The sequence below is a fragment of the Paenibacillus sp. E222 genome (assembly GCF_013401555.1).
Classification (GTDB): domain Bacteria; phylum Bacillota; class Bacilli; order Paenibacillales; family Paenibacillaceae; genus Paenibacillus.
The window spans coordinates 516,008-529,487 of the sequence record NZ_CP058552.1 but is presented as its reverse complement, the minus strand read 5'-3'; the positions used below and the strand labels follow the sequence as shown (position 1 = coordinate 529,487).

General features: G+C 49.0%; 6 protein-coding genes. 2 read left to right on the top strand and 4 right to left on the bottom strand.

The window, feature by feature from the left end:
* Positions 1–122 precede the first annotated feature (122 nt).
* From HW560_RS02265 to HW560_RS02255, 3 genes are read right to left on the bottom strand one after another with little or no spacing between them, the layout of a single operon-like run.
* On the bottom strand, positions 123–1,514 hold the full coding sequence (locus HW560_RS02265) for an ABC transporter substrate-binding protein (RefSeq protein ID WP_179261854.1): 1,392 nt from the start codon (positions 1,512–1,514) through the stop codon (positions 123–125).
* A 53-nt stretch (positions 1,515–1,567) separates the two neighbouring features.
* On the bottom strand, positions 1,568–2,452 hold the full coding sequence (locus HW560_RS02260) for a carbohydrate ABC transporter permease (protein WP_090904251.1): 885 nt from the start codon (positions 2,450–2,452) through the stop codon (positions 1,568–1,570).
* Positions 2,449–3,306 carry a carbohydrate ABC transporter permease gene (locus tag HW560_RS02255; RefSeq protein WP_090904252.1) on the bottom strand — a complete coding sequence of 286 codons (858 nt, stop codon included), beginning with the start codon at positions 3,304–3,306 and terminating at the stop codon, positions 2,449–2,451. The genes HW560_RS02260 and HW560_RS02255 overlap by 4 nt, the downstream gene beginning before the upstream one ends.
* A gap of 489 nt (positions 3,307–3,795) precedes the next feature.
* Between HW560_RS02255 and HW560_RS02250 the strand changes: the two genes are divergently transcribed.
* Complete coding sequence (locus HW560_RS02250) at positions 3,796–4,152, top strand: FlxA-like family protein (protein ID WP_179261852.1); 357 nt, start codon at positions 3,796–3,798, stop codon at positions 4,150–4,152.
* Positions 4,153–4,280: 128 nt separating this feature from the next.
* Here HW560_RS02250 and HW560_RS02245 read toward each other — a convergent pair whose 3' ends face one another.
* The gene (locus HW560_RS02245; RefSeq protein WP_179261849.1) at positions 4,281–8,786 is read right to left on the bottom strand and encodes an AAA family ATPase; all 4,506 of its coding nucleotides are present in this window, start codon (positions 8,784–8,786) and stop codon (positions 4,281–4,283) included.
* Positions 8,787–9,102: 316 nt separating this feature from the next.
* Between HW560_RS02245 and HW560_RS02240 the strand changes: the two genes are divergently transcribed.
* Complete coding sequence (locus HW560_RS02240; RefSeq protein ID WP_179261847.1) at positions 9,103–13,383, top strand: invasin domain 3-containing protein; 4,281 nt, start codon at positions 9,103–9,105, stop codon at positions 13,381–13,383.
* The last annotated feature ends 97 nt before the right edge of the window (positions 13,384–13,480 follow it).

Sequence of the window (13,480 nt, the reverse complement as noted above, 5' to 3'; positions counted from 1 at the left end):
TCTCCTTGCGGCAGATTTTCCGTACTTTATATTGACTTAACATTAGTATACATGTACGGAGGCTTAGCCGCGAAGCTAATTTAATAGTGCACCGCCCCTTGCGGGACGGCACAACTCTAGCGTTAACGATTGATAATTTCCATGACCTTTTTCTGAATCGTCGGCATCACTTCTTCAACGGTGCTGTGTCCGGTATCAATCGGCTGCATCTCGTTGATGAACATGTCGTTGATCTGAGAATAGTGGGTGATCAGGTGGTTATAGGATTCAAATCCGTATTTCACTGCACCTTCGTATACCTTCTTCACATCTGCTGGATCGATGCCATCAAAATGCTTGTAATAGGTTTCGGCAGCCTTCGTATTTACAGGAGGGTTGCCACCGCTCAGTTCGATGGATTTTTCCTGAATTTCGTCGCTGACCAGATACTTGATCCATTCAAAAGCTTCCTTCGGATGTTTGGAGCCCTTCAGAATCAAGAGCGGATCGACGAAAAGTACACTGCGGACCTTGTCATTGCCGCCGGCAGGTACTGCAGCCACGCCAACCTTGAAAGGGAAATCATTGGAGCCCGCAAGGCTCCATGAGCCGCTGACGGTCATACCCACCTTGCCGGTTACGAACGCATCACCGTTTTGCCCCGCTACGCTTTTGCTCCATTCCGTTGTCGGAGACACTTTATCTTTTAAGATCAGGTTGAACAGCTTGTTATAGGCTGCGATGACTTCCGGCGAATCGAAATGAGTCTCGGATGGTACACCGCCGTTGGTCCAGGTATCCTCGGAGTAGGGCTCAGCTCCGAAATAGAGCGGGCGCATATCGCGCTCGGACCATGTGAAGTCAACGCCATATTGAGTTTTGGCAATATCATTGGATACATGCGTCATTTGCTTCGCATCTTCAACCATTTTGTCAAACGTCCAGCTCTTGTCCTCGTAATCGCTTGGAGGATAAGGAACGTTGGCTGCGTCGAACATGTCTTTGTTGTAGAGCATTAGAGAGACGTACATGTTGACCGGGATACCGTAGACATGGTCTTTGACGGTATAGATTTTCATGAGATCATCCGGGATGCTGTAGTCAGATGCTTTAAATCCGTCTTCCTTAATCATGTCGTTCATGTCGAGCAGCATGTCTTTGTTGTAATACTCCGCAAAACCGCCGTAACCATAGTGGCTTGTGACGTCAGGAGATTTGCCGCCGGCAATCAGCGTTTGGAGTTTACTGTCGAACTGCTCGTAAGGAGCTTTCTCGACTTTTACCTTAATATTCGGATGTTGGGCTTCAAAATCCGGAACCAGCTTTTCGATAAAGGTGCGATCCTCGGAATCAATGGTGTAGTGCGTTATGGTGACTTGCCCTCCTGAGGAGCCGGAGTTAGCGTTATCGCCATCGTTCCCGGTTACGATATCTCCCGCAGATTTGCCGCCGCTACAGCCGGACAATGCGAATACGACGAGCATGCTGGTCGCAAGCAAGAGTGTAAAAGACTTTTTGATCCTTAGCGTTTTCATGAACTACAGTCCCCCATATATTCAAGTTTTTTGCCGCCCCTGCGGCGGAGCCTTTACTTGATGCCTGTAAGTACAATTCCTTCTACAAACCGCTTCTGGGCTATCGCAAACAGAGTCACGATCGGCAGCATGGCGAGCACGGAGGCAACCATGAGCAGATGCCATGGCGGGATTCGGAAACGCGAAGATGTGAAGGAAGACATACCGACCGGAAGCGTAAACTTATCCGATGAGCTTAAATAGAGCACTGGTGTCAGAAGGTCGTTCCAGCTGTAAATGAAAGCAAAGATTGCAACGGTTGCAAGCGCGGGACCGGACAGAGGCAAAGCGATCTGTCGCCACATCCGGAACTCGCTGCAGCCATCAATGCGTCCGGCGTCAAACAGCTCATCCGGCAGGGTGGAAAAGAACTGTCGCAGCAAAAAGATGTTGTATGCCGAACCGAAAAATGCAGGGACAATCAGCGGCAGGAAGGTATCGATCCAGTTCAGCTTGGAAAAGAGAATGAACTGCGGGATCATAATCGCCGGATATGGAAGCATCATGGTGCTGAGCATGAGCATGAACCACAAGTTGCTGCCCTTGCCCCGATATCTGGCGAAGCCATAGCCTGCAAGCGCCGACGAAAACAGGGTGCCCACAACGGTCAAAATGCCGATAATGAGACTGTTCATATACATTTGACCGAAGTTCAGCGTGTCGAAAATCTCTCTGTAGTTACTCCATTGCCATGATTCCGGCAGAAAGGTCGGAGGAAACTTCAGCAGTTCCTTCTTCGATTTCAGCGAGGTCGAGACCATGAAAAACAAAGGGAGGAGCATGAGAAAGGTGGTGACCACAAGGGCAATGAAGCTGGCAATGCTAACCGCATCGATTTTGCGCCGGCGTTTATTTACAGAAGGTGAAGCCCCTGGTCCGGCAGTCGGAATCGTACTCATTTGCCCCCGCCTCCTTCATAGTGAACATACCGGTTCGAGAGTTTGATAATGAGCGCCGTAAACGCCATGACGACGATCAGCAGCACCCAAGCGAGTGCCGAGGAGTAGCCTGCCCTGTATTCCTTGAAGGCGCTGGTGTAGAGGTTGTAAACGTAGAACCAGGTCGAGTAGTTTGGACCCCCTTGGGTCATTACATACGCCTGAGTGAATACCTGGAAGGAATCAATGACGCCCATAATCAGCTGGAACAAAAGCACCGGTGAAATCATGGGCAGCGTCACGTTCAGGAAAATTCGGAAGCGTCCCGCACCGTCAAGCTTGGCGGCTTCCACGAGACTTGAAGGAACGCCTTGAAGTCCTGCAAGGAACAGGATCATGCCTGAGCCCACCGTCCAGAAGGACATAATCATCAGAGCATAAAGCGCATAATCAGGGCTCATGAGCCAGGCTGGGCCGCTAATGCCGAACCAAGATAGCACGTAATTGAACAGACCGATTGATGGGTTGAAAATCCAGTACCACAGCAAGGACATGGCGACGCCGGATACCATACTCGGAAAATACATGGCCGTGCGGAAAAACCCGCGAAACGGTATTTTTGCATTGAGCAGGAGCGCGAATCCGAGTGCCAGCAGCAGCTGGATCGGTACACTGATAAAGGTATAGCGCACCGTTACGAAAACAGATTTCCAAAACAGGTCATTTTGAAACATTTCTTTGTAATTCGCGAGTCCGACATATTTCGGCGGGTGGATAATGTCATAGTCCGTGAAGCTGTAATAAAGGGATGACAGAATCGGATACAAGGCAAACACGAAGAAACCGATAAGCCATGGAGAGATGAAGAGGTACATGTAAAATGTCTGCCGCCGGCTTTCGCGATGGGTCACATAAACACCAACCTTTCTATCGGGTATAAAGTTATAACGCTTTAACTTTCAGAGTTGGTTTTCCCATAAATAAAAGGTTTCACATGATGTTATGTAATTGAAAGTTAAAGTGCTTTAACTTTATTATCCGGACTGATGACAATATCATAGTGGATGGTTTCTCATTTATCAACCCTTTTTTTGGATGGTTGTAAGCGCTACCTTCATGGATGCTGCCGAATTTCTTTTAAGAAGCCTGACGAAGGCTGATATAGAAAGGTATGGGGGGAATTTTATAGCGTTAGGAAATTCATGAAATTTCTTGTGAGAAATTTTCACGAAAGGACCTCGTAGCTTTGTCCGAAAAACTAGAAAGGGCCGACAGCCAATCATTCAGCAACCTTTCAGTTGAAATTAACGTGCCTTTCGTCTGGATGGGATATAGTGGAACCAAGAAAGAGGAGGAGATCAACGATGAATATTTCTTCTGCAGCAAGTTCCACGACATCCTACATATCCACATCTTCATCCAGTTCGAACAGCACAAGTGAGTTGGAAAAACAAAAGACGAAGCTTGAGGCCGAATTGGAAAAGGTACAATCCAGCAAGAACGATGAGAAAACCAAGGAGACCAAAACGAAGCAGTTGCAGCAGCAAATCAAGCAAATTGAAGCTCAAATCTCACAGCAAAGCTCCCAGAGCAGCGGGGCAACAACAACCAAAGAAGCACCGCCGGCCAAACCACCAACCCATGGCCTGCAAGCAGCCTCCCCGCAAGAAATTGCAAATGCATCAACGGACAGCAATGGCCGATTTGACATTCGGGTCTAAGATATTGAAATAAACCGAATTAATTCATGAATTTTTCTATATAGCAATAAATATCCCCGATCATTACATGATCGGGGATATTTATTATGTGAGACGAAAACGAAAATGATATTTAAGCTCAGCAAAGCTCATTCGAGCAGATTAAGCTCCTTGGCCTGAGCAATAGCTTTGGTACGCCGGTTAACTTTGAGCTTGGCAAAAATATGTTTGACGTGGACCTTTACTGTACCCATCGCAATGACCAGATGCTCTGCAATTTCCTTGTTGGACAATCCGGCTGCAATCAGTGCAAGCACCTCCAGTTCGCGTTCCGTGAGCGGCTCTTCAATCAAGGTCGAAAGAGAATCTGTTCCTTTCGCGATGTCTGGCGAAGACTGAGAAGGATCAGATGTTTCATGGGAATGGTGAAGCAAGCCCATCAGGATAACATGAGACGCCATCGTCACGAGTACAGAGTTGTGCTCCTCATGGAACACGCCTCGTGTGAGCCTGTTTTCCAGGTAAAGAACGCCCAGCAATGTGCCATGAACCGCTACAGGAATACACAGAACCGATTGCGGCTGATGCTTCGACATATAAGGATTGTGTATGAGCCAGCTATCCTCGCCTCCGTTATAATAAACCCTTTCCTGGGTGCGGAACACATAGCGAATGATGCCTTCCGGCAACCGGTTCATGTCATGAATGATTTCATTAGAGGAGGAAGAGGAACTCTCCATATCCGCATAACCCTGTATGAAAAAGGGCTCTGCACTGCCTGTCAACAAGGCCCCTTTGCTTGCACCTGCATAGATCAGGATGGATTTCATGATGTCTGCCACCACAGTATCCATTTCCGTCTGACTGGACGTGTCCTGCATCGTTTGCAGGAGAGGAGAGAGGCCAAGGCGGTCTATGGCAGCAAGCTGATCCGGGAAGGAGGCAGATCGCATACTTTGCTCTATCTTCTCCATTTTATCGCTGCTATCTGAAGGGGGCAGGGAGGTATGTGAAGCATGCTCCGGCTCTTGTTCCTGGTGCCAGTGCTGCTGCAATTTTTTCAGTTGGGTTATTTTGATACGCACCTCCCACTCCTCATATCCCTGAATCGATGATTGCAAATAAAAAGAAGCGCTCTTCCGCTTGTCCTGATTATCATAGTGAGTGGCAGCAATCTCGCTGGCGAGACTGGCGACCCTCAGATCGCCCCGCTCCCTGGCTTCCCGGATGCATTGATCATACAGATGCTCAGCCCTCTGCATATCCCGCGAGACACGAGCAAGCTCAGCCTCAAGCAACAGCAGCCTGGACTGGTAGTTTACTGGACTCCATGCCGCCCATTGGCGAAAACGACGTATATTTTGATTGAAACGCCGCTTGAGGGTCGGCCATGTGGACCGTTGATGTGGCAGGATACAGGCGGCCACCATGGCGAGTGATTCATAGAACAGGCATTCCGGCAAATGGGGCAGATGCGTCGCATAAATTTCATGGGATCGGGCTTGCCTTGCCCATTGCATCGCTTCCTCGTAATGACCTAGCAGATAACATAGCTGCGTTTTGTAGGTATTATATTGAAACAGAGTGGTGCCAGATGTCTCTTCCCCCGATATCCGCTCCAGAAATTCATTTTCATCAAAATGGGCACGGCTGAATGAGTCCGGTGCATCTGTCTTTCCTTGAAGGGCAAGGATATATTGCTGATACAGGTAAATGTTTTGTCTTACAAATTCATCCTTTGTCGTCTCCAGCACCGTCAGATAATCGGCGAGGTTTTTGGAAAATTGTCCAAGGGGTGCCCTTGTGTATAAAGAGTTCACATGTGCGCCGATGGCGTAGCTGGCAAATATATAATCCCCTGAATTCATGCCCATCTGGATGGCATCTTTCAGATACATATCCCCTTCCCTTGCATCCCCGACAAACTGGCAAAGTACACCGCCAAACATCGTATAGGTTCTGCTTTGAATGGATGGAATGTTGTAACGGTTAGATAATTCCATCCCGACCTTGCCCATGGCATATCCTCTTTCGAATTTTCCCAACGCAATGCCTTGAAGCAGGCCATAGGCCGAATAAACTGCTGCGGAAACCGGCGTGTTTCCATATTGAAGAGAGAGCTGAATGGCCCGACACATGAGCAGAAAAAAAACTTTTTTATTGGTGAAGAAGGTTGAGGGGGTAATGGCAAAAATCAGATTCATGGCTGAAATTCGTTCCTGATCTTGCATTTCCTCCAAGTGAGTCAACTGCTCGTATCGATTTTGAAGCATCCATTCTATTCGTTTGCTTTCTATAAACAGCGTGAATTTCCCGGGATTAGGCGTGATGTAAATCCGAAGGTCATGCAAACATTCGAGGCCAAGGGCGGTGCCTTCCGAATATTTTCCCTGGTTAATATATTGCATAATTCGAATCATCTGTACTTTGCTCCGCTCGACCGGATTGCGCGCACGTTCAAGCAAGAGTTCAATCTCCTGTTCGGATTGCGCATGGTGGCCGCATAAATATTCGCATTCCGCCCTTTGGATATGTAATTCAAAGCACGTTTCAAATGCCATTTCCCAATATCCCGCTGGGAGTAGCTCAATCGCTTGCCTGAAATAACCTAACGCAACATCGTGGGCGGAGGCTGATTTGGCACGGTGACCCGCATCCGCATTCAATTGTACGAGCCGCAGAATCTCCTGTGGATCTGCTATGCTGGCGGAACCACGATTCAGATGATGAACCTTCTCATAGGTGTACTCTTCATTCTCCGGGTACAGATCCCTCAAACAACTGCCAATTCGGAGATGAAGGGCTTGTCTGGAGGTGACATCCATGGAGCTGTAGATCTGCTTCTGAATATGGTCATGAGCGAATTTGAATTGTTGATCGGAGGTAGGCATAATCATCCCTTCGGCAACGATCATGGACCATAACGGAAGCAGCACTTCGGCGTGTTGGTTCACCACCAGGGCAATGAATTTAGAGTGAAACGTGCTGCCTACACAAGCTGCCACCTGAAGAAGCTCCTGAGCCTCCTCGTTAAGACGGCGCAGTTTAAGTGTGATCAGATCCTGAACCGAGTAGCTAAGATTATGCTCAATAATCTGCCCAAGGTCCCACTGCCAATGGCGGTGCTCTTCATCATACAGCAGTGTTTGATCGTCCTGGAGACGAAGCAGAATTTGTTGAAAATGAAACGGGTTTCCACCCGATTGCTGATACAGCAATTCCGTCAATGACTGTGTAGCATGTGTATCGCTGTTTAGCTTCGCCGTCACGATTCCGTTCATATCCTCCAGACCTAGCGGACTGAGATGGATATGTCTGATGACCGCTTGCAGGGCAGCGCTTCCGTCAGCCTGATATCCGGGCAGCTGACTCACGTCGGTTTCCGCCTGACGATAGGCGCACACAATCATCAAATACTGGGATTCCGGATCACAGAGCAAGGCATCAATTAATTGAAGAGAGGAAGAATCCGCCCATTGCACATCATCGATAAATAACACAAGCGGACATTCCCTGGTTGCGAGTGTCTGTACAAATTTGCGAAAAGCATGGACGAACCGTTTCTTGGATTCATTGGCAGGCAGTTCCTCTACAGCGGGTACTTGGCCCAATATCATGTCGGCTTCAGGGATAATGCTCGTGATCACTCCTGCGTATATCCCCAATGCTTCGCGCAGCTTGTGTCCCCACTGCATAGAGGCTTGTTTAGTCTCTCCGAGCAAATGGCGAATAAGTCCACGGAACGCCTGAATAATCGGCTGATAGGGGCTTTCCATGGATAACTGCTCGAATTTTCCGGTGATATAGAAAAATGGTCTTGTATGCTGTTCATTGCGGAAGACCTGGTGGATCAGGCTTGTTTTGCCCATTCCAGCTTCGCCTGCAACGTACATCATCTCGGTTGAGCCTAAGCAAGCGGAATCGAAAGCCTGAATGAGGACTGACATTTCATGCAACCTTCCGTGAAAGTCCGACTCTGTGAGAAGTGTATCCGCAGATTGTCCAATACGATCCAGATCAGCGAGCAGATAAGCTGTGTTTGGATAGCGAGAGTCCGGATTTTTCTCCAGCAGCTTCATCACGATGGATTCCAGCGCATCTGATCCATGTATACCAGACAAATTTAAGGGGGAGGGGCTTTGAGCGAGATGCAGATACACCCATTCAAGTGCAGTATTAGCGAGAAAAGGAAGTCGACCTGTGAGCATTTCGTAAAAAATTGCACCAAGGGAATAAAGATCGCTCCGCTCGTCAATTTGTCGCTGCATTCTGCCTGTATTTTCAGGTGAGCAATACGGCAGAGACCCTTCGGGTATACCGCTCTCAATCGGGTGTGGGCGTATATAACCTTCCGCTGAACGCAGCACCGTACAACCGGAAGTATTCAAAGAAACCTCGTAACCATTATTCAGCACGTCGATGTGCTCAGGCCTTAGATCCAGATGTAGGGTCTGCAGTCGATGAACATTCCCGACACAGGATACAATGGCTCTCGCCAGAGGGAGAAACACTTCAAGCTTCATGGGAGAATAATGTTCAATGAATTCTTTGAGGGTTATCTTAGGTGCATCGTTATTTATCCGATCCAGGGGAAGTCCTTCTTTTCCTGAATCTCTATCTTCTGTTGCATGTTCAATAATGTTAGTTCCTGTCATGGCTGTGCACCTCATACATCAACATACTAGCTATTAGGTCTTATTGTAATGGAAGTTCAGTCCACGTTACAGACCAAAAGAATAATTATCGAGCAATGATTCCTTATAATGATTCCCTTATCATATCCCGCTTTCAAGAAGAACTCTATACCTCCATGGGATTAGCATTTCAGCGTTGGTTTGCTGAGGATTAGGTATAAGATACCCCTTTGGAGGTATGGCCTAAGAGAACGGTCCCATTTTATGTTATTGGGTACGTGGGTGTAGTTCACGGTATGAAGCAAGCGAACAGCAACGATTAAGAAGGGGGATATGAATGAACGGTTGGAGCAAGGGAAAGAAATGGTTGATCCTGATTCTATGTATTATGGTTGCAACAGGGGGAGCATCAGGTGCATATGTGATGGCTGACTCGCCTGGGGTCCTGGATCAGGAGCAAGCGAGTTGGTCGGGAAATTCATTTGTTAATCGGGATTATCCCAGATATCAGACGTTTACTCCGGCTATAACAGGCAATCTGAGCAGGATTGATCTGAACATATTCGATAGTTATAACGGTTTGGGTGCCATTCAGATTAAAATTTATAAGGAAAGTGACCTGTCCACCGCAATTGCTGAGGCAAAGACTGTTGTTAACTATGCGTCAGGCTGGACATCTGTTAATTTTTCCGGAGAGTCTGCTCCTTATTTAAAAAGGGAAACCCAATACAGAATGATCGTATCTACCGAAAATGGTGGGTCTAATATCGGTTTTGGGTGGTATATGGGTTCTGGTAATCCTTATCCGAGAGGCTCTTCCCCGGCTGCTAATTATGATTATTCCTTCAGAACGTACATGATTGCCGATTACTCGATATCTATGGAAGAGAGCCGCATTGTGAGTACACAAGCCAGTTTGATCGCAGATGGAACGAGTCAGAGCACGATCACGGTGAACTTGAAGGATGCCCAGGGCACCCCGCTTACCGATGGTGGTGAGTCGGTGGCGATTACATCAACATTGGGCACCGTCAGCGCCGTAACGGATAACCAGGATGGTACGTACAGCGCAACGTTAACCGCACCGACGACTGCAGGCAAGGCGACAATCAGCGCCACAGTTGGTGGGAAAGCGCTGACCGCAACGAGCACGGTGAATTTTGTACCCGGTACTCCGTCACCAACGAGCAGTGTATTGGAAACGTCCAAAGCGTCTTTAACCGCCGACGGAACGAGCCAGACCGCGATTAAGGTGACGTTAAAGGATGCGCAGGGCAATCGGCTGACGGGCGGAGGTGAGTCGGTGGCGATTACATCGACACAGGGCACCGTCAGCGCCGTAACGGATAACCAGGATGGTACGTACAGCGCAACGTTGACGGCCCCAACAACCGTGGGTACAGCAACGATCAGCGCAACCGTTGGGGGAAATGAATTAACCGCAACGAGCACGGTGGAGTTTGTTGCAGGCTCTCCGTCATTAGCGAGCAGTCTGATGGAAACGTCCAAAGCGTCTTTAACGGCCGATGGAACGAGCCAGACCGCGATTAAGGTGACGTTAAAGGATGCGCAGGGCAATCGGCTGACGGGCGGAGGTGAGTCGGTGGCGATTACATCGACACAGGGCACCGTCAGCGCCGTAACGGATAACCAGGATGGTACGTACAGCGCAACGTTGACGGCCCCAACAACCGTGGGTACAGCAACGATCAGCGCAACCGTTGGGGGAAATGAATTAACCGCAACGAGCACGGTGGAGTTTGTTGCAGGCTCTCCGTCATTAGCGAGCAGTCTGATGGAAACGTCCAAAGCGTCTTTAACGGCCGATGGAACGAGCCAGACCGCGATTAAGGTGACGTTAAAGGATGCGCAGGGCAATCGGCTGACGGGCGGAGGTGAGTCGGTGGCGATTACATCGACACAGGGCACCGTCAGCGCCGTAACGGATAACCAGGATGGTACGTACAGCGCAACGTTGACGGCCCCAACAACCGTGGGTACAGCAACGATCAGCGCAACCGTTGGGGGAAATGAATTAACCGCAACGAGCACGGTGGAGTTTGTTGCAGGCTCTCCGTCATTAGCGAGCAGTCTGATGGAAACGTCCAAAGCGTCTTTAACGGCCGATGGAACGAGCCAGACCGCGATTAAGGTGACGTTAAAGGATGCGCAGGGCAATCGGCTGACGAGCGGAGGTGAGTCAGTGGCGATTACATCGACACAGGGCACCGTCAGCGCCGTAACGGATAACCAGGATGGCACGTACAGCGCAACGTTGACGGCCCCAACAACCGTGGGTACGACAACGATCAGCGCAACCGTTGGGGGAAATGCATTAACCACAACGATCACGGTGGAGTTTGTGCCAGGACCGGTGAGTTCGTTTCAGTCTACTGTGACAGCAAAAGAGTTGGTTGTGCCAGCCGATGGACGCAGTGCAGCCACCATTCTGGTGAAGCTTACCGATAATTATGGCAATCCGTTGCCAGGTCAACAGGTGCTACTTCAGGCTGACGGCGGAGCATCTGTCATCCATGATGCCTACGGCTGGACTAGTCAGGATGGAACTGCTGTTTTTCAAGTCAGCAATACAGCGGCAGAGCGAGTCACCTATGCTGCACGAGCGGTAAGTAGCGAAGTGGTGTTGGATCAGACGGTGGAGATTGCGTTTGTATATGAGCAGCCTCCAAAGATTGAATTGCACGCTGACCCTGCCGATCCTACTTTTGACAGTGTGAAGGTCACCGTAACGGCAACGGCTTATGGGCAATTGAATAACATCTCAATGATTAAATGGGCGGCAGGTGCTCAGTCCGTCTCCTATTTTGATACGCAGGGTACAGAAATTACCGATCATTTTGAAGTGCAGGAGAACGGTATTTATGCTGTGTATGTGAAAGATGCCGCAGGCAATGCGAATGTGAGTCAGATTGATGTGCAGAACATTGTGAAGAAGAGCAGCAACGGCAACCTGTCGGACTGGAAAGTTACGGGTGTGGGGGGCGTGCTTGCCCTGAATTTCGATCCGGGAAAAACAACCTATACCATTGAAGCCACTCATGCTGTGAATGGTCTGAGCATGGTAATGACCGTTGCTGATTCATATTCAGTGATAGATGTAAACGGTCAGCCGGTAACCAGTGGATCAAGTACAGTCACGTATCCACTTGTGGTCGGGATGAATACATTCAACGTGCGTGTTACAGCACAGGATCAGTCTGTGCAGACGTACCAACTGAATGTAAATCGTGCCGCGGCCAGCTCAATCCCTGGCCCGACACCAACCCCGAATCCGGGCTCGAATCCGAGTCCGTCTGGCTCAACAAGCGCTGCGAGTCATCCGAGTGATTCCTCGCTGGCGACGTCGGTACGGATCAAAATAAATGATCAGGAAGTATCAGGGATCGCCAAGCTTCAAGCTGATGAGAGCGGAAAGAAATTCGTTGAAATCGCAATGGACATGACTACCTTGAAGAAGGTGCTTGATGGAGCCTCCGCTGAAACGGTCAGCGCTATTTCCATCGCTTACGAGCAAGCGGTGGCGAAAGTCGTATTGAAGCTCCCCGCAGATGCTGTAAAGCTGCTTGTAGGCAAAGTAGCAGATATCACGTTGGTTAGTGCCTATGGGCAGTACCGTCTGCCACTATCTGAACTGGTCCTTCCGAAATCTGGCGTGTCCGGGGATACGGAAGCTCGAATCACGATTGAGCTTGGCGATGCTGAAGCAATAACCGGAATCAAGGATGCAGCCATTAAAGGGGCGCTTCAAATTGCAGGCCATCCGGTGGATTTCAATGTGCAGGCCATTCGGAATGGTGTAGCAACAGAGGTAAACCAATTCAGCCGATATGTGGAAAGGGCAATTTATTTGCCTAGTGATCAGGAAAAGGTCACAACTATTATGGTATGGGACGAGGCGCAGAAGGAATTACGTCCTGTACCAACCCGGTTCGTGGATATAAACGGTCATCCGGCTGCTATTATTCAAAGTCTCACGAACAGTGTATATGTCCCGGTATCCAGGACGTCTACATTAACCGATATCAAAAACTATTGGGCTTCGGCGGAAATCAGCAAAATGAATGAGCGGATGATTGTCCAGGGTATAAATGGCAGCCGATTTATGCCGGATGCATCTATTACCCGGGCCGAACTTGCCACTATACTGGCCAGAGCTCTTGGTCTTCCGGATGCTGATGCAGTGCAAGGAGAGGGTGAGGCTGGCTATAAAGACGTAAGTTCTTCAAGCTGGTACAGCGGGGCTGTTGCCACGGTTAAGGCTTATGGAATGATGGATGGCTTCGAGGATGGGACCTTTAGACCCGAACGGGAAGTATCCAGACAAGAAGCCATCGTGACCCTAGTGAGATCCATGCAACTGGTTAAAGGCTCTACATTAACTGTTCAACCTCAGGCGCAAGTGGACTTGTCTCTGTATGCCGACAGCCATCAAATTGGAAGCTGGGCCAATGCTGCTATGCAAACGGCGATTCATATAGGCTTGGTGAAAGGCTATGGAGATGAACTTCGTCCACAAAGCTCATTAACTCGGGCCGAAACAACGGTGCTGTTATACCGGATGCTGCTTCAAGCTGAATTCATTGATGGATCAATGTAAAATAAGTATAATCTGGCGGGCCTGTGGGCTCGCCTTTTTTAGTAAGGTCACCGTTTATGTGGTAGAGTGAATGTATTATTTTTGCAGCGGGAGGTAT

Coding starts and splice junctions, on each gene's coding strand:
- HW560_RS02265 (WP_179261854.1), bottom strand. CDS start 1,514: ATGAAAACGCTAAGGATCAAAAAGTCTTTTACACTCTTGCTTGCGACC.
- HW560_RS02260 (WP_090904251.1), bottom strand. CDS start 2,452: ATGAGTACGATTCCGACTGCCGGACCAGGGGCTTCACCTTCTGTAAAT.
- HW560_RS02255 (WP_090904252.1), bottom strand. CDS start 3,306: ATGTACCTCTTCATCTCTCCATGGCTTATCGGTTTCTTCGTGTTTGCC.
- HW560_RS02250 (WP_179261852.1), top strand. CDS start 3,796: ATGAATATTTCTTCTGCAGCAAGTTCCACGACATCCTACATATCCACA.
- HW560_RS02245 (WP_179261849.1), bottom strand. CDS start 8,786: ATGACAGGAACTAACATTATTGAACATGCAACAGAAGATAGAGATTCA.
- HW560_RS02240 (WP_179261847.1), top strand. CDS start 9,103: ATGAACGGTTGGAGCAAGGGAAAGAAATGGTTGATCCTGATTCTATGT.